The sequence below is a fragment of the Nitrospirae bacterium CG2_30_53_67 genome (genome assembly GCA_001873285.1).
In the GTDB taxonomy this organism is placed as follows: domain Bacteria; phylum CG2-30-53-67; class CG2-30-53-67; order CG2-30-53-67; family CG2-30-53-67; genus CG2-30-53-67.
In genome coordinates, this window is sequence record MNYV01000055.1 from 1 (window position 1) to 23,606 (window position 23,606).

General features: G+C 53.9%; 20 protein-coding genes and 1 pseudogene (1 of these 21 running past the window's edge). 4 read left to right on the forward strand and 17 right to left on the reverse strand.

Annotation, left to right across the window (positions count from 1 at the left end; translation table 11 throughout):
• Positions 1–270: 270 nt before the first annotated feature.
• From AUK29_03110 to AUK29_03190, 17 genes are all read right to left on the reverse strand, one after another.
• Entirely contained in the window at positions 271–1,515 is a 1,245-nt protein-coding gene (locus tag AUK29_03110) for a tellurium resistance protein TerC (GenBank protein OIP65160.1), read from the reverse strand.
• Positions 1,515–2,795 (reverse strand): glutamate-1-semialdehyde-2,1-aminomutase, encoded by a 1,281-nt coding sequence (locus AUK29_03115; GenBank protein ID OIP65161.1) that lies wholly within the window; start codon positions 2,793–2,795, stop codon positions 1,515–1,517. Before AUK29_03115 ends, AUK29_03110 begins: the two co-directional genes overlap by 1 nt.
• A 104-nt stretch (positions 2,796–2,899) precedes the next feature.
• Entirely contained in the window at positions 2,900–3,163 is a 264-nt protein-coding gene (locus AUK29_03120) for a hypothetical protein (GenBank protein OIP65162.1), read from the reverse strand.
• Positions 3,164–3,182: 19 nt separating this feature from the next.
• The gene (locus AUK29_03125) at positions 3,183–4,151 is read right to left on the reverse strand and encodes a delta-aminolevulinic acid dehydratase (protein OIP65163.1); all 969 of its coding nucleotides are present in this window, start codon (positions 4,149–4,151) and stop codon (positions 3,183–3,185) included.
• Positions 4,152–4,156: 5 nt separating this feature from the next.
• The gene (locus AUK29_03130; protein ID OIP65164.1) at positions 4,157–5,725 is read right to left on the reverse strand and encodes a uroporphyrinogen-III C-methyltransferase; all 1,569 of its coding nucleotides are present in this window, start codon (positions 5,723–5,725) and stop codon (positions 4,157–4,159) included.
• A 228-nt stretch (positions 5,726–5,953) separates the two neighbouring features.
• Positions 5,954–6,886 (reverse strand): hydroxymethylbilane synthase, encoded by a 933-nt coding sequence (locus AUK29_03135; GenBank protein OIP65165.1) that lies wholly within the window; start codon positions 6,884–6,886, stop codon positions 5,954–5,956.
• Between the two features lie 80 nt (positions 6,887–6,966).
• On the reverse strand, positions 6,967–8,241 hold the full coding sequence (locus AUK29_03140; GenBank protein ID OIP65166.1) for a glutamyl-tRNA reductase: 1,275 nt from the start codon (positions 8,239–8,241) through the stop codon (positions 6,967–6,969).
• On the reverse strand, positions 8,241–9,053 hold the full coding sequence (locus AUK29_03145) for a c-type cytochrome biogenesis protein CcsB (GenBank protein ID OIP65167.1): 813 nt from the start codon (positions 9,051–9,053) through the stop codon (positions 8,241–8,243). Before AUK29_03145 ends, AUK29_03140 begins: the two co-directional genes overlap by 1 nt.
• A gap of 45 nt (positions 9,054–9,098) precedes the next feature.
• Positions 9,099–9,728, reverse strand: a complete 630-nt coding sequence (locus AUK29_03150; protein ID OIP65168.1) for an imidazole glycerol phosphate synthase subunit HisH — start codon at positions 9,726–9,728, stop codon at positions 9,099–9,101.
• A 96-nt stretch (positions 9,729–9,824) separates the two neighbouring features.
• On the reverse strand, positions 9,825–11,237 hold the full coding sequence (locus tag AUK29_03155) for a hypothetical protein (protein ID OIP65169.1): 1,413 nt from the start codon (positions 11,235–11,237) through the stop codon (positions 9,825–9,827).
• 121 nt (positions 11,238–11,358) lie between these two features.
• On the reverse strand, positions 11,359–11,949 hold the full coding sequence (gene hisB / locus AUK29_03160; protein OIP65170.1) for an imidazoleglycerol-phosphate dehydratase: 591 nt from the start codon (positions 11,947–11,949) through the stop codon (positions 11,359–11,361).
• A gap of 283 nt (positions 11,950–12,232) precedes the next feature.
• The gene (locus tag AUK29_03165) at positions 12,233–13,276 is read right to left on the reverse strand and encodes a histidinol-phosphate transaminase (GenBank protein ID OIP65180.1); all 1,044 of its coding nucleotides are present in this window, start codon (positions 13,274–13,276) and stop codon (positions 12,233–12,235) included.
• Between the two features lie 11 nt (positions 13,277–13,287).
• Entirely contained in the window at positions 13,288–14,601 is a 1,314-nt protein-coding gene (locus AUK29_03170) for a histidinol dehydrogenase (protein ID OIP65171.1), read from the reverse strand.
• Positions 14,602–14,992: 391 nt separating this feature from the next.
• Positions 14,993–15,901 carry a 4-hydroxy-tetrahydrodipicolinate synthase gene (locus AUK29_03175; protein ID OIP65172.1) on the reverse strand — a complete coding sequence of 303 codons (909 nt, stop codon included), beginning with the start codon at positions 15,899–15,901 and terminating at the stop codon, positions 14,993–14,995.
• A 9-nt stretch (positions 15,902–15,910) separates the two neighbouring features.
• Positions 15,911–16,348 carry a hypothetical protein gene (locus AUK29_03180; protein ID OIP65173.1) on the reverse strand — a complete coding sequence of 146 codons (438 nt, stop codon included), beginning with the start codon at positions 16,346–16,348 and terminating at the stop codon, positions 15,911–15,913.
• 134 nt (positions 16,349–16,482) lie between these two features.
• Positions 16,483–17,304, reverse strand: coding sequence for a diaminopimelate epimerase (locus AUK29_03185; GenBank protein OIP65174.1), 822 nt, complete (start codon positions 17,302–17,304; stop codon positions 16,483–16,485).
• A gap of 75 nt (positions 17,305–17,379) precedes the next feature.
• Positions 17,380–18,195, reverse strand: coding sequence for a hypothetical protein (locus tag AUK29_03190; protein ID OIP65175.1), 816 nt, complete (start codon positions 18,193–18,195; stop codon positions 17,380–17,382).
• Positions 18,196–18,364: 169 nt separating this feature from the next.
• Here AUK29_03190 and AUK29_03195 point away from each other — a divergent pair, with 169 nt between their 5' ends.
• The 4 genes and pseudogenes from AUK29_03195 to AUK29_03210 all read left to right on the forward strand — a co-directional run.
• Entirely contained in the window at positions 18,365–19,534 is a 1,170-nt protein-coding gene (locus AUK29_03195; GenBank protein ID OIP65176.1) for a hypothetical protein, read from the forward strand.
• A gap of 536 nt (positions 19,535–20,070) precedes the next feature.
• Positions 20,071–21,531 carry a hypothetical protein gene (locus tag AUK29_03200; GenBank protein OIP65177.1) on the forward strand — a complete coding sequence of 487 codons (1,461 nt, stop codon included), beginning with the start codon at positions 20,071–20,073 and terminating at the stop codon, positions 21,529–21,531.
• Positions 21,532–21,558: 27 nt separating this feature from the next.
• Positions 21,559–22,155: a hypothetical protein gene (locus AUK29_03205; protein ID OIP65181.1), complete on the forward strand. Its 597-nt coding sequence runs from the start codon at positions 21,559–21,561 to the stop codon at positions 22,153–22,155.
• A gap of 35 nt (positions 22,156–22,190) precedes the next feature.
• Positions 22,191–23,606: pseudogene (locus AUK29_03210) on the forward strand (hypothetical protein); it runs 342 nt beyond the window's last position.

A 23,606-nucleotide genomic window follows, 5' to 3' on the forward strand; every position in this document is an offset into this window, starting at 1 on the left:
GAACAAATTTACCGTGTCAACGCGGGTCTGCGACAAAAATGCCTGTCCTCCGACTGGATCGGGGGATTGGTACACATCAGGATTATATAGGGTTGTCATTGTCCGGTCCCCCGATCCAGTCGGAGGACAGGCCCGACCGGACAATCCACCCTTCGACAGGCTCAGGGTGACAATTGTCATGGTGAGCTTGTCGAACCATGGATTCCCCGATCGAGTCGGGGAATGACGCTCTCAGAGAAATATTTACCCATAAATTTGTCGCACACCCGATCAACGCCGTTTTTCCCCCCCATGCATCATGTTTTGAGCGGCGTCGGCCAGACTCTCTGCCTTGTGTTTGGCTTTTTTGAGCAGGCTCCTCGCCCAGACGAACTCGGTTGCGAGGATGCCAAGGCCGGCTGGGATGACGATCACCGCAGGGCCGGGGAGCACGATCATGGCCACGCCGACCAGAAGCACGCTCGTTCCGATGATCAGGACCAGGATCCGCTTCGCATTTTTGTAGGTCAGCCCGGCCAGGCGCTCCATATTCAGGGAGATGGCGGAGGGCTTGGTGGACGCGGTCTTGACAGGGGCGAAGATCGATGCGAGGATGCCGACCGATAGGATGCCGGCAATGACCGCGAGCGATATAGGCGCCGGGATATGGAAGTGCCTGGAGAGAATCATCTTCATCCCCACAAAGGCCAGGAGGAAGACCAGGCTTGTTTTGATGTATCTCATTTTTTCCATGATACCGGCGATGACAAAGTAGAGCGACCGCAGGCCCAGGATCGCAAAGACGTTTGAGGTGAGCACCAGAAAGGGATCCCGTGTGACGGCGATGACCGCCGGTATGGAGTCGACTGCAAAAAGGACGTCCGTGGTCTCGACCATGAGCAGGGCGAGAAAGAGCGGCGTGACCGCACGTTTTCCGTGGACCCTAGTGAAGAACTTCAACCCGTCATACCGGGTGGTCACCGGGTAAATCTTCCGGGCAAGGCGCACGGCAAGGTTTTTATCAGGGTCCACGTTCTCCTGGCTGGAGATGAGCATCTTGACCGCGGTCATCAGAAGGATCGCCCCGAAAACATAGACCACCCACTCAAACCGGTTGATCAGAGCCAGGCCTCCGGCGATCATAAGACCGCGAAGGACCACGGCGCCGAATATGCCCCAGAAGAGCACCCGATGCTGGTATTTCTGAGGGACCTTGAAATAGGAAAAGATGAGCGCCATGATGAAGATGTTGTCCAGGCTGAGCGACTCCTCGATGAGGTATCCGGTAAAGAACTGAAGGGCCGCCTGGCTGCCGCTGAGTCCATCCGGTGTATCAAGCCCGATGCCGAGCCAGTGGTGTTCGTATATATAGTAGACACCCGCGTTGAATGCCAGGGCAAGGGATATCCAGAAGGCGGTCCAGGCCAGGGACTCGAGCGGGGAGATTGCATGGGCCTTGCGGTTAAAAACACCGAGGTCAAGGACAAGAACGGCCGCGACCAGGGAGAAGAAACCGATCCAGATCCAGATACTCATTATAAGCCCTTTAAACTTTTTCCGCAGGCCTCGATGGTCTTTTCGATGTCCTCTTCGGTGTGGGCCAGGGACATGAAGGCCGCCTCAAACTGGGAGGGCGCCAGGTTCACGCCATTCTTCAGCATGTTGTGAAAGAATTTCCCGAAACGTTTCGTGTCCGACCGGGACGCGCTTGCATAGTCCGAGACCGGATCACCCGTGAAGAAGGTGCAGAACATAGCGCCCACACGGGTCTGGTAGGCCGGAATGCCGGCTTTGCCGAAGGCCGTCCGGATCCCGGCGCAGAGCATGTCCGTGCTGCGCTCCAGTTTTTCATAGGCGCCGGGTTCAGAGAGGATCTTCAGGGTTTCGATCCCCGCGGTCATGGCCAACGGGTTCCCGGAGAGGGTCCCGGCCTGGTAGATGGGCCCCGAGGGCGAGACTTGTTCCATGATCTCTCTCCGGCCGCCGTAGGCCCCGACCGGAAGGCCTCCACCGATGATCTTGCCGAGGGTTGTCATGTCGGGCCGCACGCCGTAGCGTTCCTGGGCGCCTCCATAAGCCGCCCGGAACCCGCTCATCACCTCGTCGAAGATCAGCACGATCCCGTGTTCCTGGGTGATCTTTTTCAGACCTTCGAGAAAACCTTTTCCGGGAGGGATCACGCCCATGTTGCCCGGCAGGGGTTCGAGAATGATGCAGGCGATCTCTTCCCCTTGTTTTTCAATGATCTCCTGCACGGCATGGAGGTCATTAAACGGCGCGGTGAGGGTGTTTCTCGCATAGTCCTTGGGCACACCCGGGCTGGTCGGGACGCCGAAGGTCGCGGCGCCGGATCCGGCCTTGACCAGCAGGCCGTCGGCGTGTCCGTGGTAGCACCCTTCAAACTTGATGATCTTGTCCCTTCCGGTGAATCCCCTTGCCACGCGGATCGCGCTCATGGTCGCCTCGGTCCCGGAGTTGACCATGCGGACCATCTCGATGGACGGCACGGCGTCTATAACCATTTGGGCCAGCTCGATCTCGAGTTCCGTGGGGGCGCCGAAGCTCGTCCCTTTGGCGAGTGCCCGGGTCAATGTCTCGATCACCCTCGGATGGGCATGCCCCACGATCATGGGGCCCCAGGATCCCACATAGTCGATGTACGCATTGCCGTCCACGTCGTAGATCCTGCTCCCCTCCGCCCGTTCGATAAAGATCGGCGTTCCGCCTACGGATTTAAACGCCCTGACCGGACTGTTGACCCCGCCTGGGATGAGTTTTATTGCCTGCTGAAACAATTTTTCCGACCGATTCGTCATGGATTCTTCTCCTTCTCTGCATTTGCCGCCAGACATTAAGTAACATTTTCAAAGGGGTTCTGTCAACGGGGATATAGGGCCCGAATCCCGATTATGAATCCTGTTTACGGGGCATAGGTCAGGAATGCGATGAGCATGAGCAGGAGAGGAAAGACCATGTGCGGAATAACGAAGGGCCAGCGGATGTCCCTGCATGCTTTCCTGAAGCAGATCAGATGGAGGTACCCGAAGACCAGAATAGAGAACAGAGAAACCCATGGGTTCTCCCGGATCAGGAGGAGCATCAGGGCCATGAAATAGATCAGATCAAAAAAGAACAGGCTCAAGAGGTGAAAGATAATCTCGCCGTGGTAACGCCGGATGAACATCTCTCTTTGCCCTCCATCCCTAAAGGAGTTTTGCCGCATCCTTGGCCCAGTAGGTGAGGATCATATCCGCTCCGGCCCGTTTGATGGCCGTGAGGGATTCCATCATGACTTTCTTTTCATCGAGCCATCCGAGTTTGGCCGCGGCCTTGAGCATGGCGTATTCCCCGCTGACGTTGTAGGCCGCGACCGGGAGATCGAATTCCTCCCGCACGCGGTAGATGATGTCGAGATAGGGGAGGGCGGGCTTGACCATGAGGATGTCCGCGCCTTCGGATGCATCCAGCTCGGCCTCGCGCATGGCCTCCCGCGTATTGGCCGGGTCCATCTGGTAGGATGACCGGTCTCCGAACTTGGGCGGGGATTCGGCCGCATCCCGGAAGGGTCCGTAAAAGGCCGAGGCATATTTGACCGCATAGGACATAATGGGGATCGCCTCAAACCCTTCTTCATCCAGGGCGTCCCGGATCGCCCCGACCCGGCCGTCCATCATGTCCGACGGCGCGACCATGTCGGCGCCGGCTCGGGCATGGGACACGGCCTCCCTGGCCAGAAGCTCAAGCGTCGTGTCATTGAGGACCTCTCCATTTTCCACGATGCCGCAATGGCCGTGGCTGGTATATTCGCAAAGGCAGACATCGGTGATGACCATGAGGTCCGGGACCTTGTCCTTGAGCGCCCGCACCGCCGTCTGGATGATCCCACGGTCATCGTAGGCCCCGGAACCCATCTCGTCCTTGGTCTTGGGGATGCCGAAGAGGATGACGGCGGGGATGCCGAGTCCATGCACGGTCTTGGCCTCTTTGATCAGGTGGTCCACGGAGAACTGAAAATTCCCCGGCATGGAGGAGATCTCCTTACGCACATTCTTCCCGTGGATCACGAACATGGGATAGATCAGATCATCCACGGAGAGGGCGGTCTCCCGGATCATCCTCCGCCATTGCGGGTTCTTCCGCATCCTTCGCGGCCGGTAGCTGGGAAAGAACATGATGGTTAATCCTCCTTTTTTTTCTCTATATTATACGGTTCCCCGAACAAACGCAAGATCGAATCGGAAAGCGAGCTTAAGGTGGACGATTCGGGTTCGAGCGCCACCTCCAATCCCTGTTTCCTGGCAGCATTCCCTGTCACCGGGCCGATGCAGGCGATCCGGATTCCCTGAAGGGCCCCGCTCAGCCCCTCCTTTTCCACGGACGTCATGAAATTATTTACATTGGAAGGACTGGTGAAGACGATCAGATGGGCCTTTCTCTTGACCAGGATCTCCTGAAGGTCCTTGGGGTTGATCTCCGGCGGGACATTGCGGTAGACCGGGGCGACCACCACCTCGGCCCCCTCGTCCCTCAGGGTGTCTGGAAGGATCTCCCGGGCCTTTTCCGCCCTCGGGATCAGGATCTTGGCGCCGTGCAGATCGCCCTCTGCCTTGAGGGCCCGGATCACCCCTTCGCCCCGGAATTCCTCAGGGATCAGGTCCGTCCGGATCCCTTTATCGAGAAGGGCCTGTGCCGTGGCCGTTCCCACGGTGATGATCCGGATCCCCTTGAGGTCACGGGCGTCCCGGCCCCGGGAAATGAGCCGGTCCATGAATCCCCGGACTGCGTTGGCGCTGGTGAAGACCGCCCAGTGGAAGGAGGAAAACTCATCTATGGCACGATCCAGGATCTCAAAGCTCTCCGGCGGGACGATCCGGATGGTGGGAAGATAAAAGATCTCGGCGCCGAACCGTTCCAGGTGTTCGGAGAAGTCTCCGGCCTGCTCTCTCTCACGGGTGAGGACGATCCGTTTCCCGAAGAGGGGGAGCCGCTCCGCCCATTGGAGCTTGTCCCGAAGGGTCACGCTCTCCCCCACGATCATGATGGCCGGGGCCTTGAAGTCCGCGGCCTGCGCCTTTTCGTAGATGTCGGAGAGGGTTCCGCACAGGGTTTCCTGGTCCGGGGTGGTGGCCCACCGGATCAGGGCCACCGGGGTCTTAGGGGACCGGCCGTGGGCCATGATCTTCAGGACGTTTTCCTTGAGGTTTCCGATTCCCATGTAGATTACCAGGGTCCCGACGCCGGTGCTGAGTTTTGCCCAGTCCACGGAGGGGCCGGATTTTTCAGACCCCTCATGTCCGGTCACGAAGGCCACGGTCGAGGAGAGGTTCCGGTGGGTCAGGGGGATTCCTGCGTAGGCCGCTGCGGCCGTGGCCGCGGGGATCCCCGGCACGATTTCGAACTCAATCCCCTGCTTGACAAGTTCCTCGGCCTCTTCGCCTCCACGGCCGAAGAGGAGCGGGTCCCCGCCCTTGAGCCGGCCCACGGTGCGGCCCTCTCGGGTCTTCTCAATCAGGATCTGATTGATCTCGTCCTGGTGCAGGGTGTGATGGACGCCGGTCTTCCCGGCGTAAATGATCTCGCAGCCTTTTCTCGCGTATTGAAGAAATTTCTGATTGGCCAGGTGGTCATAGAGAAGGACATCGGAGTCCTGAATGCACTCAATGGCCCTGAGAGTGATCAGTTTGGGATGTCCCGGTCCGGCGCCGATCAGGTAGACCTTTCCATTTTTGGGCCTTTCACGAAGCAAAGCAGATCCTCCAAATATACATAGAGTAATAAATATGCACAGCGACAGAAGTCGTAATCAGTTTGTCATTCCACGACCCTCCGATCGGGGGATTGGAGGGCATGCTTGATCGGGGAATCCATGGTTCGACAAGCTCACCATGACAATTGTCACCCTGAGCCTGTCGAAGGGTGGATTGTCCGGTCGAGCCGGACAATGACGTTATTCAACCATTTTTAGAAGAAATGGTTATCGTTGTTTATAGACTTCCTCCAGGATCTTGTCCGCACCGGCTTCGAGGAGCCGTTCGGCCAGCTTGACCCCGAGAGATTCTCCCCGGGTCCTGGGTCCCATGATCTCGTCCCGGATCAGGGTCTTCCCGTCCACGCTCCCCACCAGACCCCTCAGGCGCATGGTATGGTTTTCGATCTCGGCGTATGCCGCGATGGGGACCTGACAGCCCCCTTCGAGCCTTTTCAGCAGGGCGCGTTCCGACGTGACGGCGTCAAAGGTCTCCCGGTGCAGAAGAAAAGCGATTTGGCTGTTGATCCATGGATCCTCCCTGCGGCACTCAATGCCCACGGCCCCCTGGCCGATGGCCGGAAGCGAGATCTCAGGGGAGAGCAACTCGGTGATCTTGTCGCCCCAGCCCATCCTCCGGATCCCTGCGGCCGCGAGGATCACGGCATCCAGGCCTTCGGTGTCGAGTTTGCGGATCCGGGTGTCGAGGTTGCCCCGCAGGGTGACCATTTTGAGGTCCGAGCGCAGGTGCAGGAGCTGGGCCTGCCGTCGGAGACTGCTGGTTCCGATTTTAGCGCCCTGCGGCATTTCGGAAAACTTAAGTCCGCGGGAGATCAGGGCGTCCCTGGGGTCTTCCCGTTTGCAGATGACCGGGAGGTGGAGCGGATCAGGAAGGTCAGTGGGCACATCCTTGATGCTGTGTACGGCGATATCGATCTTGCCGTCCATGAGGGCCTCTTCAATCTCTTTGACAAAGAGCCCCTTGCCTCCCACCCGGGCCAGAGGCACATCGAGAATTTTGTCTCCGGTGGTCTTGATCTTGATCAGGGAGACCGACAGGTCTTTGTCCTTGGACTCCAGGGATTCCTTGATCCAGTTGGCCTGCCAGAGTGCGAGCCGGCTTCCGCGCGTCCCGATTCGTATCTCATTTTTCTTCTGCATGATATGTCCTTATGGTCCCTTCACCGAGTTCAGGCTGGGGTTATTTTTTTATCGACCTGCAAGATGACGTTCATGAACATTCAGTCTTCTTCGGATTTTTCCAGTCGAAAGATCTCCTTGAGGATCTGTATGAAAGTCTCCTTCTCTTGCCTGTGGCTGTACATTTTCAAGGCCTGCGTGGGCCCGTGCAGGATCTTGTTGATCATGGAGACGGACATGGATTCGATGGCCTTCTTGTCCTGCTCCGAGATCCCGTTTAACTTGGGGAGGGTCTTTTTCAGTTCTTCCCGGCGGATCTGTTCCAGCCGTTCCCGGAGAAGCACGATCAGAGGGGTGACCTCCAGTGATGCCATCCATTTCAGGAAGGCCAAGACCTCTTCGGAGACGATGGTGTCGGCCTTTTCGGCTTCTTTTTCCCGTCCCTCGATGTTGGTGTGCACCACCGACTGCAGGTCGTCAATGTCATAGAGGTAGACGTTGTCGATCTTATTGATCTCAGGATCCAGGTCCCTGGGTACGGCGATGTCGATCATGAGGATCGGTTTGTTGCGCCTCAAGTGAAGGACGTCCTTAACCTGATGATGGTGGAGGATATAATGGGGCGAGCCGGTTGAGGTGATAATGATATCGGTATGGATCAGGGAGTTGATGAAATCTTCAAAGCGGATGGCGCTTCCTCGGAACTCCTGTGCCAGTTCCACGGCCCTGCTGTAGGTCCGGTTGGTGACCAGAATTTTTCCGGCGCCGTTGTTCATGAGGTGCCGGGCCGCGAGCTCGCTCATTTCTCCGGCCCCGATCAGCATCACGGTCTTGTCCGTGATGTCCTCAAAGATTTTTTTGGCGAGTTCCACGGCCGCATAACTGATGGAGACGGCGTTCTTCGCGATCTCTGTCTCTGTCTTGACCCGCTTGGCCACGGCAAAGGCCTTGTGCATCAGCCGGTTCAGGATCAAGCCCGTGGCGTGGTTCTCCAAGGCGATGGTATAAGCGCTCTTGATCTGCCCTAGGATCTGAGGCTCGCCGACCACCATGGAGTCGAGCGATGATGCCACCCGGAAGAGGTGCAGGACCGCTTCCTCGTCCTTAAGGACATAGATATACGGATCAAGGGAACTCACGGGCGTATTTTTTCCCGATCCGAGGAAACTCTTGATCTGCTCGATTCCCTTCTCCGGATGGCTGCTCAGCGTGAGAATCTCCACGCGGTTGCAGGTGGAGAGGATCAGGCATTCCTGGATGGCCTCGCTTTTCAGTTTTATAAGGAGATCGGGAAGGGTATCCACGGGCATGGAAAGCTTTTCCCGAAGCTCCACCGGCGCTGTCTTGTGGCTCATCCCGACCAGTAAAATACCCATTAAAACCGCTCCGGATTATGATAGCTGGATAGAAACAGGTTCACTCCCAAAAAGGCGAAGACCAGCACGGCAAAGCCGATAATGGCCATGGTGGCGGACCGCCTCCCCCGCCACCCCACGGTCAACCTGCCGTGGAGGAGGGCGGCGTAGATCAACCAGGTGATGATCGACCAGATCTCTCTGGGATCCCCCTGCAGGTAACTTCCGAGGGCAACCCGTGCCCATAGGGCTCCGCTGATGATGCCGAGGGTCAGGAGCAGGAAACCGGTCGTGATGACCCGATGGTTCAGGGCGTCCAGGACCTCCAGGGAGGGGAGCTTGCGGAAGGTCGCCCCGAACCGGCGGGTTTTCAACTGGTTCTCCTGGAGAATGTACATGAGGCTGACGGCAAAGGCCAGGGCAAAGGCCGCATCCCCCAGAAAGGCCAGGCTCACATGGATGGCGAGCCAGGAACTCTTGAGGAGCGGCGAGAGATTCCGGATTTCATGGGGCAGCAGGGCCGGATAGAGCAGGGAGATGAAGGCCAGGGGGATGATGAAGGACCCGAGAATCAGGATCTTGTAGCGGTATTCCAGAATCAGGAAAATCAGGATGATGGCCCAGGAGAAGAAAGACATCCCTTCCTGAAAGTTGGTGACGGGGAGATGCCCCAAATGGATGGTGTTCAGGGCGATGGCGGCGGTATGCAGCAGGAACCCGATGACGGCGCTCACCATATAGGCCCTTCCAAGGCTCTTTTTGGGGGTCACAAAATAAAGCAGGCAGTTGATGGTCGCGAGGAGGTAAAAAACCAGGGCAAGCTTGAGTATCATATCAATAGTTTTTCCTTTCTTCGGAACAAAAATCTTTTTTCAACCTTAAACCAGCATGGCAAATTGCTTGAGGATCGAAAGGCCTGCCTCCTGGCTCTTTTCCGGATGGAACTGTGTGGCAAAGAGGTTATCCTTCCAGATCATGGATGTAAAATCCATGCCGTAGCACGTGGTGGCGGCAATGATTTCGGGGTCATCCGGCGCCACATAATAGGAGTGGACAAAATAGAGATAGGTCCGATCCGGCACCTCTTTGAGGATGGGCGGATTCTTAACCTTATGGATGGTGTTCCATCCCATGTGAGGGATTTTACGGAGGTCGGACGGGTCGGAATCCGTCCGTTCAAAATGGAACCGGACGACTTTTCCGGGAATCAGGCCGAGCCCGGGGGTCTTCCCGAACTCATCGCTTTCCGTGAAGAGGATCTGCATGCCGAGACAGATCCCCAGGTAGGGTTTACCCTTTTGGATATGTTCGACGATCGGATCGATGAGCCGGAGGGCCGCTAAATTCTTCATGCAGTCCTTGAAGGCGCCCACACCCGGGAGCACGAGGGCCGAGGCCTTCCGGACGGCCTCAGGTTCTCGGACAATCTCAGCCTTGAAGCCGGTTTTCTCAAAACCCTTTTGCACGCTTCTGATGTTTCCCATACCGTAATCGACAATAGCAATCATCTCGACCTCGGATATTAAAAAAACCGTCCGAACCGTTCAAATGATTGTAAGATGAGGCGGGGCCAATGTCAACAGGTGTTAATTTTATTTTGGTGTTTATTTCGGAACCGGGTTCTTGTTTTTAGCTTTATAGGTGTAAAGGCTGCGGTCCGCTATGGTGACCAGGTCATCGGCTTTCAAGATCTGTTCGTTCGGATAGGTGGAGATGCCGTAGCTGACTTTTATTTTGGAATCGGGCAGAGATTCGAACTGGTAATCCATGATGGAACGGACGACGCGATGCGCTTCCATTTCCGCGCCCTGACGGTCGGTCTGCGGCAGAAGGATGATAAACTCGTCCCCTCCATACCTGGCGACGATGTCGCTTTTGCGGATCTTTGATTTCAGGACCACGGCCAGTTCCTTGAGGATGCGGTCCCCGATCCTGTGCCCGAGGGTGTCATTGATCCCCTTGAAACTGTCCACGTCCATCATAATGGCGGAAAGGGGGATGCTGTAGCGTTCTGCCCGATTAAATTCTTCGTCCAGGCGCCTGTAGAAATACCTGTGATTGAAGATGCCGGTCAGCCCGTCGGTGGTGGCCAGTTTTTCCAGATGGATGTTGGCGAGTTCCATGGACTCGAACAGGGAGGCATTGATCAAGGCGTTTGCCGCGGCGTTGGCAATGATCTGGCAGAACTGGATCTCCCGCTCTTCAAAGGGGCGGGTCCGGGCGGTCCTGAGGAGGATGGTCCCGATGACGTTCTGTTTCATGATGACCGGAAGGACGAGAAGGGAGTGAAAGAGGGTCTTCGATAGAAGCTTCCTCACAGAGGCCACCAGGGGGTCTTTGTCGATGTCGTTGACGAGGACAACTTCCTTGGTTTCGAGCACCTTCATGATTTCCGGGTATTTCTCGATGTCAATGGGGATATTAAAGATATCCGGGTTCTCGTTGGAGGCGAGCACAAAGCCCCTGTGTCCATCGGCATCGATCTTGACGATGGAGCAGCGGTTCACATCAATGATTTCCGATATCTTTTTGACGATGGAGTAAAGGACGTCCCTGGAATCAAGCGTGGAGGTGATGGCATTGCTGATGTCGAGGATGGCCATGAGATCCCGTTTTTCCCTTTCCAGTTGTTTGAGGAGGTTCCCGGCTCTCAAAAAAGTCTTGATTCTTGCCAGAAGTTCGCTTTTGTCATAGGGTTTGACGATGTAGTCATCCGCTCCGGACTTGAGCCCCCGGATAATGTCCTCCTTGCTCCCCATGGAGGTGGTCATGAGGATGGGAATCTTTTTATAATCCGGGTTGGATTTGATTGATTTGCAGACCTTGATTCCGTCCACTCTGGGCATCACGATATCCAGGAGTACGAGATCGGGGTTTTCGGTCTTGACCTGCTGCAGTCCGGAGGCGCCGTCCTCAGCTTCCAAGACCAGATACCCCTCTTGTTCGAGGATGGACCGGATGGATTTTCTGGCGGCTTTATCGTCATCCACGACCAGAATTTTTGTTGAAGATTCCATCTATGCTCCGGAATGGTTATAAAATTGAGAAAAATATATGATTTAACCGCTTTTATATAATATAACAGAATTGTGCCCTCTTTTCAAGGTGAAAATCGACGTATTCCCACTTGAAAAGAACCTATTCGAGGGTCCCTTTTGTGGACGGGACCATGGGATTCCGCTGATCCAGCGCGGTGGCCTGATCCAAGGCGCGGCCCAAGGCCTTGAACATGGCCTCCAGGATATGATGGAGGTTGTCACCATAGATCAGGCTGATATGGAACGTCGCCTTGATATGGTTGCTGAAGGCACGGAAGAATTCCTCAGCCAATTCCAGGTCGAAATCCCCCACTTTTTCCTTGGGGATCTCGGCATGGAAGATCAGGCGCGGCCGTCCGGAGATATCCACAGAGACCTGGGCGAGCGCCTCATCCATGGGGATGGAGGCATGTCCATACCGGACAATCCCCCGTTTGTCCTCCAGGGATTTTTCAAAGGCCTTTCCCAGGCAGATCCCCACGTCTTCTACCGTGTGGTGGAAGTCCACAGCCGTATCCCCTTCGGCATGAATGGCCAGGTCAAAAAGACCATGCCGGGCAAAGAGTTCCAGCATATGGTTCAAAAACGGGACCGGGGTTTGGATCTCATAATCTCCTTTCCCATCGAGGTTGAGGCTTACCTTTATGCTGGTCTCCTTGGTTTTCCTTGCAATCTTTGCTTGTCTTGCCATAAAGCCCCCCTTTGTTGGTTGATGTATTGTAAAAATTAACCAGCACACAGAGAAATTCTTGGATATTATTAATAATCTCGAAATAGTCTGGACATAGGACGGCCCCCTCACCCTCCCCTCTCCCCCGCTGACGGGGGAGAGGATAAAGGTGAGGGGGTCCCGCTCGTCAAGATAATTATGAGAACGTTAATAAATGGAAATTCTTTTAGAGAACATAGCGTGTTTCTCTGCGCACTCTGTGGTTTCATTTTGTACCGTATACGAGACGAAAACATCCAGGCTGTCAAAAAAAACGGCCAAGGTGTTCCAGAAACTCCGTATTTTCCTCAGGCATTCCCACGGTCATCCGGAGACACCCTTGAAGCGGTCCCGATTGGTCCAGGTTCCGGACGAGGATGCCGGCCTTGAGCAGGTTCCGGTAGAGTTCGTAAGCGTCTTGCGTCCGGAAGAGGATGAAGTTTGCCTGTGAAGGATAGACCTTGATCTCTTGGATGCTGCACATGGATTGGAAGAGGCGCTCCCGTTCTTCAATGATCATCCGGATCTGTTTCTTAATCGTTTCGGGACGGCTGAGCAGGGCCGAGGCGGCGGCCTGAGAAAAAGTATTGATGTTGTATGGCAGCCGGACCTTCTCCAATTCACTGATCACCTCTTGGCTGCTGATGAGGATCCCGACACGAAGGGCCGCCATGCCGATCTTTGACAAGGTCCTTAAAATGACCAGGTTCGGAATGGTCTGAAGATATTTCATGAAACCCGGATGATCGGAGAAGTCGATATAGGCCTCGTCCACCACCACGATCGCCTGCGTTTCCTTCAGGATTCTGAGCAGGGTCTCATCGGCAAACCTGTTTCCCGTGGGGTTGTTGGGTGAGGCCAGGAAGATGATCCTCGGGGAGCGCTCTTGGGCCGTTTTTAGAAACAATTCGGGATTGATCTGGAAATGGCCGTCGAGAGGGACGGGAATGGCCGTCTGGCCCTGAGCCTTGGCGATGATGCCGTACATGGAAAAAGTCGGAACGGGGAAAAGGATCCCGCTGTTTTGGCCGCTGAATGCCGTGATCAAATACCCGATCAGTTCGTCGGACCCGTTTCCGAGCATCAGGTTCCGGGGTTCCGTGTGCAGGTATTCGGAAATCCGTTTCTTTAATGTCACGGCCCCGGAATCCGGATAGCGGTTGAAATGCATGCGCCGAAGTTCTTCTGAGATTTCCTGCAGGATCTCGAAAGGAGGGTCAAATGGGCTTTCATTGGCGTCCATCTTGACTCGTGACGGGGTCTCAACAACGGAATAGGGTCTCAGTGTCCGGATCTCAGGCCGAAGCAGATCAAGTGGATTCATAGACCTCCGCCCTCGTTTTTCAGCCGCTTGTTTCGGAGACTGACGGCACGGGCATGTCCCTGAAGCCCTTCGAGTTCTGCAAGGCGGATGGTATCCTCGGCTACGAGCCGGAATCCTCTCCGGGTAAAAGAGATCAGGCTGGATCGCTTATAGAAGTCTCCCACAGAGAGCGGAGAGAAGAACCGGGATGTTCCGCCGGTTGGAAGGACATGGTTCGGTCCTGCCATGTAGTCGCCGATGGGTTCCGGAGAATAGGGGCCCAGGAAGATTGCCCCGGCATTCTCAATCCGTTCCAGGATTTCAGACGGGTTTTCAGTCATGATCTCGAGGTGCTCCGGGCCGACGGCATTCGCTACCTGTGCGCCTTCGACGAGGTCTTTTACAAGGATCAGGGTCCCGTAATTTTGAAGCGCCTTTCCCGCGATGTCCCGGCGGGGCAATGTGCCAAGCTGCTCTTTTATGGCCTTCTGAACGGACCGGATCAAGTCCCTGGAAGTGGTGACCAGGACTGTCCAGGCCATCTCATCGTGTTCTGCCTGGGAAAGCATATCAGAGGCGATGAAATCGGGATCGGCCGTATGATCCGCGAGGACCAGGATTTCGCTCGGCCCTGCGATCATGTCAATGTCCACGATGCCGAAGACCATCTTTTTGGCCAGGGCGACATAGATGTTCCCCGGCCCCACGATCTTGTCCACCTTGGGGATGGTTTCCGTCCCATAGGCCAAGGCGGCGACGGCCTGCGCCCCTCCCACACGGAAGATCCGGTCTATGCCGGCGATCCGGGCCGCAGCGAGGACATAGGGGTTGGCCTCTCCGCCGGGTGTGGGGCTGACCATGACCAATTCCCTGACTCCGGCCACCCTGGCCGGGATGGCGTTCATCAGCACGGATGATGGATAAGATGCTTTACCGCCGGGGACATAGATCCCGACCCTTTGAAGCGGGCGGACAATCTGGCCGAGCGTCACGCCATCCTGGTCCGTGAATGTCCAGGTCTGATCTTTCTGTTTCTCGTGAAAGGCCAGGATCCGCGCGGCTGAGGCACGGAGTGAGGCCAAGGCCTGGGGGTCGACCCTCTCCTCGGATCGTTCGATCTCTTTCCGAGCGATCTCCACGTTGGTGCGGTCAAGGGTGACCCGGTCAAATTTACGGGTCAACTCGAACAGGGCGGGATCTCCCTCCGCGCGGATCCGGCCGAGTATCTTCTCAACGACTTTGACGGTCTTCTTGTCGACCTCGCCCGCCCGTTGCTTGAAGCCGAGGACCTCCTCTTCGAAACCGGATGCTTTAGAATCAAGAATTCTCATGGCCTACACGGGTATCGTTAGAATTTAAGGTTCTTCTCCCATTTAGTGGGTAAAAAGGGTTACGCTTCGCGTTCCCCGCTTTTCTCTGTTTTTGCCGTCTGCGACGGCTACTACACTAATGTATCTTGGGGTCGAGGGTTGAAGAACCATAGGGTTATAGGAGTCAAGGGGTCAAGGATTCAAGTGAAATACTGATACCGGTAAACCGAGTACAAGAACGCAAGCAAAATCTCCAGAGAAAAACACTTGAACCCTTGAACCCTTGAACCCTTGAACCCTTGAACCCTAGGACCCTCGGCCCCTTATGTTTTTAGCACTTCACTTGACCCCTGGAATCCTTGACCCCTTCACCCCTGATGTTTTCACACACTCTTTTGGAGATGATCTGAATTTAAAAGGCTGCTGGGTCTTGTCTGCGGTCCGCAGGGATCAGCCCATACTCATTCATGACTGCACTCAGTCTGTTTCTGTTTACCTCTCCCATCCTGCAGAGGGGAAGGCGGAACTCATCCTCGCATTTCCCCATGAGATGGAGAGCGGTTTTGACCGGGATCGGATTGGTCTCGAAAAACATGGCTTCCATGAGCCTGAGCAGTTCATAATGCAGAGACCGCGCCTGGTCCGGGTCCCCGTCAAAAAAGGCCCGGACCATCTCCGACATCTTTCCGGGCGCCACATTGGCAACCACGGAGATAACGCCTTGGCCCCCGATGTCCAGAGTGGGAAGGGCCGTGAAGTCGTCCCCGGAGAGGACCACGAAATCTTCACGGCACAACTCAATAATTTTGCTGATCTGACGGAGGTCGGCCGATGCTTCCTTGATCCCCGTGATTTCACGGATACCCGACAGGCGGGCCACGGTTTCGGGAAGGATGTTCAGAGCGGTCCTGCCGGGCACATTGTAGAGAATCAGGGGGAAGGAGGTCTCTTGGGCTACTTTTTTGTAATGTTGGTAGATCCCCTCCTGCGTGGGTTTATTGTAATAGGGAGAGATCAGCAGGGCCCCGTCCGCCCCGGCCTTTTTTGCCGCCCTCGTCAGTTCGATGGTCTCAGCCGTGGAATTGGACCCTGTCCCCGCCAGTACCGGGATCCTGCGGTTCACGGCCTGTACGGTGATCCGCACGACCTCCTTGTGTTCCTCATGCGTCAGTGTGGCCGATTCACCGGTGGTGCCGCAGGGGACGATCCCGTCGACCTTCTCTTCAATGCAAAAATGGATCAGCGCCCTGAGGGCCTCTTCATCTATCTTGCCGTCTTTTTTAAAGGGCGTAATGATGGCAGGCAGCGTACCTTGAAACATATCTTCTCCTTATTGTTTTTTCTTAAGCGTGATCAGAATCCCCCCTGTGCCCCATGCCAGAATATTGTAGAGGGACCCCGCGATCAGGCCCAGAAATGATCCGATGAACCCGTAAAAAACGGCGCAGGCGAGGATGACGGCGATCCAGGGCCCACTCCCTAAAAAGTGTCTTCCATTCATATGGAACGGGAGATCCGGCATGCCCATGCCGGACAGGCCGAAACTTGCAAACAGAATCCCGAAGACCATGCCGATGACCGCATGGATCATGAAGAAAAGCTTGACCATGGAACAGACCCCGATCCTGCTGACTTCAAAGACCGTATCGCGGCCCTGTTCTGAAGGGGGCGGCGCGGCAGGCCGCCCGGCCCCGCAGTATGTGCAGAATCGAGCCCCTTCAAACATCTCCTTCCCGCAGGAAGCACAGAATTCGGCTGGATGCAGCATGGTCCCTCCCCTTGTATCGGCTCGTCATAAAACATAAAATAAGTTATCTTGAATCATTGGTCAACTCTGGGTTAATAAATGGTTGACCTTGACATTTATTTTCTCTGTGTTCTCAGTGGTGAATGGTTCTCTTCTCAAATCTCGATCTCTCCGGAGAAGACTTCTTGGGCCGGGCCCGTGAGGGTCACACGGTCTTTCTCATCCCATAGGACCTTGAGGTCTCCTCCCTTCAAATGGACAAGAACGCTGCGTCCGGTCCAGTGGTTGAGCGCCGATGCGACAGCGGAAGCACAGGCCCCCGTCCCGCAGGAAAGGGTCTCTCCCACGCCCCTTTCCCAGACCCGCATCTTGATTTCATGGTCATTCAGGATCTGGATAAACTCAACGTTGGTCCTTCTCGGGAAAAAGGGGTGCGACTCGATCTGCGGCCCGATCTTTTCCACAGTGAAAGCGTCTACATCCTGGACCTTGATCACACAATGCGGATTGCCCATGGAAACACAGGTTATGAGCAAATCATTGCTGTCCAGCCGGATCGGTTTGGAGATGATGGTCCCCTCCATCTTGACGGGGATCTCAGGACCGGAGAGAACCGGGACACCCATGTCAACGGAGATCTCCTTCTCCCCTATGGCAGGCGTCATGATCCCCGCGAGGGTCTCCACGCGGATCACGTTCTTGGACGTATACCCATGATCTTTGAGATATTTTGCAAAACACCGAATTCCGTTCCCGCACATCTCCACTTCTGAGCCGTCGGCGTTTAAGATCTGCATCCGGAAATCCGCTTTTTCGGAAGACCGTAACACCAGGATCTGGTCCGCACCGATCCCGAATTTCCGGTCACACAGGAAACGGGCATAGGGATCCAGGGGACCGATCCTTTCTTGAAGACCGTCCACCAGGATAAAGTCATTTCCCGTCCCTTGCATCTTGGTAAAATGAAGGGTCGTCATCTTTGACCCCTTATGGTTTCACCCACGCTTTTGGAGATGATCTAAATTGAAAATTTATCACATCATGATGCGGAATCAAAGAAGAAATTGAGCAAGTTTTGCAAACTCGTGAATGGAGAGGGATTCCGCTCGGAGGGTTGGAGAGATGCCGGCGGCCTTGAAGGCCGAATCCAGCTTGTCTGCGGAGACCCTTCCGGAACCAAGAAGCGAGTTCCGCAAGGTTTTTCTGCGGTGGGAGAAAGCGGCCTGAACCACCCTGAAAAAACCTTCTGGGTTTGATATATTGACGCAGGGCTGTTTTAAAACCTGGAGACGGACCAGCGCAGAGTCTACGGCGGGGGGGGGATAGAACGCCGTCCTCGGGACATGGGCCACGATTTCCGCCTGTGTGTGGAACTGGGTCATGATGCTGAGAGATCCATATTTCTTTGATCCGGGTTCAGCGGTGATCCGTTCGGCAAGTTCCTTCTGGAGCATGATCAGGATCAAAGAGAATTTTCTGACGGATTTCATGAGGTGTTTAAGAATCGGCGTGGAAATATAATAAGGCAGGTTTGCGATAACCTTTATATCCTGGCCCGGAAGATCATCGGTGTTGAATTTCAGGATGTCCTGCCATAAGATTCGGACGTTTTTGCGGTTCCTGAAACGGTTTCCAAGATACTCATAAAGGATTTTATCCACCTCAAGAGAAATGAGGCAGCCGGCTGATTCTGAAAGGCGTTCGGTCAGACTTCCCAGTCCGGCTCCGATTTCAAGGACCGTATCGCCAGGCTGGATGTCCGCATGGAAAAGGATCTCATCCAAGACCATTTCGTCATGTAGAAAATTCTGACCCAGCCGTTTTTTTCTTTTAAATTCAAGCTGTTTTAAGATGTTTTTGATATTCATCAGTTCAGGACCCGATGGTGTTGCGCCAAGATATCACCTTGCCGAACAGCCGTCCAGTCAAATTTTCATAAATGGCGGCTTAGAATTATATTGACAATTATTAGAGCATTTGTTTAAATAAAATTATCATTATTGCAGAACAAACGCTTCATTTTTTAAGTCAATTCCGATGGTGTTTACGCCCTTGCGAATTCTTATTGTTGATTCTGACCAGGAACTCTCAGCCGGCATCCGAAAGATCTTTCAGGACGGGGGTTACGAGGTGAACCACTGCGCCGGGAGTTCTGCTGCGATTCGGACCATGGAACAGGATCTGTTTCACTTCGTCCTGATCCATTCCGTACTCCCCGAAAAAGAACAACTCGAACTGATGGATCATATCAGCCGATTCTGTTCCGGTCTTCCATTTTTTTACTTGTTTTGGTATGTGAGGTTCTCCGGCGCCGGGCCGGAATCTCGGCCGACTGATCCTGAAGGAGGCGATGAATGGGCCGGCATCCGGGCGATAAAAATGACCATGGACCGGTTGTCCAAGGGTATTCTAAGAGAGTCCAGGGGCCAGGAGATGCAGCGGGATACCTTGAATATGGTCAAGGAATTTCAGGAGTCGAACCAACGGCTGATGGAACTCGGCAAAAAGAAGAATGCCTGTCTGGCAGCGGCAACTCATGAACTGAGGACCCCTCTCACCATCTTAGGTGGTTACCAGAAACTTCTTCTCAGCGAATCCTTCGGGCCATTGAACGAAAAACAGAAGCATCTCTTGAAGGAGTCGGGGAGGAATTGCCGGCGGCTGATCGGGATGGTGAACTCGATGTTGGATCGTTGCAGGCTGGAATCGGAATCGGCGGAGTTTCATTTTCAGTATGCATCTTATCTGAAGACCCTGAAGAATATTCTTGAGCAGATGAGAAACTACATCGAAGAAAACGGGATTACACTCCATGTGGATTTTCCTGAAGAAGAGCTGATGCTGACCTTTGATGCCGGCGCCATTGAGCAGGTTCATATCAATCTGATCGGCAATGCCGTTAAATTCACCCCTTCGTCCGGCAAGATCACGGTGAAGTGTGAAAACACGCCGGATGGTATTCTCACGCAGATCATGGATACAGGTGTGGGGATCGATGCCGAGGAGATCGGCCGGGTCTTCGATGAGTTCAACAATGTCGGGAAGCGGTATGGGGAGAAAAAGGGGGCTGGGCTCGGTCTTTCCATCTGCAAGAAAATTATTCAGGCGCATGGGGGGAGGATATGGGTTGAAAGCCGGACCGGGAAGGGGAGTTGTTTCTCTTTCCTCCTTCCCCGAGAAACAGTGGATATTACGGCTCATCCATAGAAAATTTGGAAAAAGTTTTCCACTTTTGGGAAAAAGTTTTCATAAAAAGGGAAAACATTTTCCTTTTTTTTTTCAGAACAGAAATAGTTTTCCTAAAAAAGAAACTTTTTTTCCATTTTTTTGTATTCTTTCATTTGTCATTTTTCTGTGTTCCAATTGAGCGTTTTTTATGTTACACTAACCCTGTTTGATGGAGATATTCCTATGGATTTTACATCGGTTTGCCTTTTTTTGACCCGTTGAAGGATGTGGATGAGATGGATAGGGTGGATAGAAGATAAAATATATGAATATGCCGGGATTTTAGGTTAGATATGCATAAATTGGTTATTGGCACACGATTTGCAAAAAAAACCGTTGATTTTCATTATAAAGTAAATAAAGATCATCTCCAAAATAGTGGGTGAAAACATCAGGGGTCAAGGGGTCAAGGATTCCAGGGTTCACTTGACCCCTTGAACCCTGGAATCCTCGAACCCTTTTTACCCACTATATGGGAGAAGAACCGTAAATAAGAGCCATTGTTAAGGAGCTTCATGCCTGAAGAGGCCACTATTCTTGTTATTGATGATGAGCTTGAGATCGGTAACTATCTCAAGACGCTGATCACACAGTTTGGGTACAGGTCAGAGATCGCTACGAGCGGGAAGGACGGTCTGCAGACCATTCAGAGGATCAGGCCCGAGCTTGTCATCCTTGATGTGGTCATGCCGGATATGGACGGGCTTGAGGTCCTGAAACAGATACAGGAAGAAAAAATGGATACGAGCGTGATCATGCTTTCGGGCCACCGTCAGACGAGCACGGTGGTCGGGGCCATGAAACTCGGAGCAGCCGATTTTCTCAACAAGCCGTTTGATCCGGAGGAACTGCAATTCACGATCAGCAAGGTTTTGGAGAGAAGGAATCTGATCTCAGAGGTTCAAAGACTCAAAAAACAGGTCAGTGAACAGAACGGGAACCAGATCCTTTTTGGGAACAGTGAAAAGATGGGGGCCATCAAAGAGATTATCGAACAGGTTGCGGATACGGATATTACGATATTGATCCGTGGTGAAAGCGGCACGGGGAAGGGGCTGATCGCCCGTTTCATCTATATGAATTCCAGCCGGCGGGACCGGCATTTTGTAAATGTGAACTGTGCGGCGCTTCCTGCCGAACTTCTGGAGAGCGAACTCTTCGGATATGAACGCGGGGCCTTTACCGGCGCCCATAAGAAAAAGCCCGGGAAGTTTGAGTTTGCAAACCATGGGACCATATTCCTGGACGAGATCGGTGAGATTCCACCGGCCCTCCAGGCCAAGCTCCTGCAGGTCCTTCAGGATGGGGAGTTTGCCCCGCTGGGGAGTGAACAGGATGTCCGGGTGGATGCCAGAGTCATCGCGGCATCCAACAGGGATTTGGAAGCCGAGGTGGCGAGGGGGAAATTCAGGGAGGATCTTTACTTCAGATTGAATGTGGTCAATATTACGGTCCCGCCCTTGAGGGAAAGGATGGAAGAGATCCCGATCCTCACCGAGCATTTTCTGCAGAAATACAATCGTAAGTACAACAAAGACTATAAGAAGATTTCCAAGGAGACCATGGGCCTTTTCATGCAGTACAACTGGCCGGGGAATGTGCGGGAACTGGAGAACATGATCAAACGGGTGGTGGTCCTGGAGAGCGAGAAACCGATTGCCACCGAATTTCTCCTGAAAGAAGAGGATAAAGTCAGATCGGAACGGAAGAATGGTTCATCGGGATCCGGGGGGAATATGACGGCATCCGGAGAATTCAGCTTTATCGATCCTCTTCTGGAGGGAAAGGATCATAACTTCACCCTGCGGGAGATCAGCAAAGAGGCATCCAAGAGGGCCGAGAAGGAACTCATCGAAAAGATTCTGAGGCAGACCAATTGGAACCGTAAAAAAACAGCAGAGATCCTGCAGGTCAGTTATAAGGCCTTGCTTTATAAGATAAAAGAGAATAAAATAGACAAATTTTCAGACTTTTAAATTATTTATTCAGAGGAGCAGGATATGATGAAAAAATATAGGGCAACTTATTTTCTTTGGATGGTGTTCATGGTTTCAGGGTGTGCGACCTTCGGGTTGAGAACCGAAGTGCCGGTCGAAACAGCGGTTCAGGAGTCCGCACCGAAACAGGAAGAATATATCATCGGTCCTGAGGACCAGCTCATTGTTTCCGTCTGGAAGGATGAGACACTCTCGACCAAGGCCGTGGTCAGGTCGGATGGCAAGATCTCGGTCCCCCTCATCAATGATGTACAGGCAAGCGGGCTGACCGTGTTGCAGCTCAAGGATGAGATCACCAAACGGCTTAAGGAATTCATCCCGGAGGTTGAGGTGACCGTGGTTGTGGAACAGATGATCAGCAACAGGATTTATGTCCAGGGAGAGGTTCTCCACGCCGGCCCGCTTCCCTTCAACGGGGATCTGACGGTGATCCAGGCCCTGGCCCTGGCCGGGGGGCTGACCCCGTACGCGGATCGGGGTTCCATTATTATCCTGCGGGCCGATGGAGAGAAGCTGAAGTTTAATTACAATCAGGTGATCCGGGGTAAGAATACCGAACAGAACGTGAAACTGAAGAGATGGGATACGATCATCGTCCCGTGAGCGTAAATTTTTTCATGAATGGGGTATGAACAGCCATGGAACAGACCAAAGTGATGGACATTCGAGATCTACGGCGGATTGTCCGGAAGCGAAGATGGGTCATCCTGATTCCTGCGATTTCAATCTTTGTGGTCGTTTCCCTGATCGCCTATCTTTATCCGGCGATCTACAAGTCGGAAACCCTGATCCTGATTGAAGAACAGAAAATTCCTGTGGATTATGTGCAGTCTACGGTCACCTCCCAGGTTGAGGAGAGGCTCAATGTGATCAACCAGAGGATCATGAGCCGGACCAAGCTCGAGGAGATTATGCAGAAGTTCAACCTCTACCCTGAGTATAAAGACGACTGGACCAGGGAAGAGATCATTGAAAAAATGCGCGAAGACATCGCCATGGAGATTGTATCTGCCGAGGGCGTGAACAAGAAGAGCGGTCAGCAGGTCACTTTCACGGTGGCCTTTAAACTTTCCTATGAAGGCAAGGACCCTCGGACCGTGCAGGCCGTGACCTCTGAGCTCGCCTCTCTTTATATCGGGGAGAACCTCAAGGTCCGTGTGGATGCGAGCGCCATGACCACGCGGTTTGTCTCCGACGAATTAAAAAAGATGGAGACCGAGATTGCAAGAATCGGCAAGGACATTTCGGACTTCAAGCAGCAGCACCTCGATGAACTCCCTGAGCAGATGCAGGTCAACATGGCCAACCTCGACCGGTATGAGCGTTATCTCGAGACGAATCACAGGGATTTGGAAATGGCCAAGTCCAACCTGGTTTTTCTCAAAGGGCAGCTCGCCATGACCGATGCGGACGCCACCATGATTTCCAGTTACGGGCAGAGGGTCCTTTCCCCGAAGGAGCAGTTGGAGCTTGACAAAACCCAGCTGATTTCACTGCAGTCCAAACTCTCCGAGAATCATCCTGATGTGATCGACCTGAAGAAACGGATTGCCCGGATGGAAAAGGAAGTCAACTCCAATGATACCGAAAAGGCGCTTCATGAAAGTCTTGCCGGCAAGGAGAGTGAGCTGACTGCGATGGCCTCAAAGTATACCGAAAAACATCCTGATGTGGTCCGGCTCAAGGCGGAAATCGAGGACTTGAAGAAGAAGATTGAGACGGCTAAGAATTTACCGGATGTGGAGTATGCCTCCAATCCCACCAATCCGGCCTATATCAATCTCCAGACACAGATCGAATCCAAGAGGCTTGAAATCCCGGCTTTGGAACAACAGGTGAAGGAGTATAAGAGGCTGATTGAATACTATCAGCAGAAGATGGCCAATACCCCGGTGGTGGATAAGACCCTGGCTGCCATGCAGAGCGATTATGACGTGGCCAGGATGAATTATCAGGAACTGGTCAACAAGGAGACCCAGGCCAAGATCTCGGAGAGTCTGGAGAACCGGCAGCAGGGGGAAAAGTTCGCCATCATCGATCCCGCGCAGCTCCCC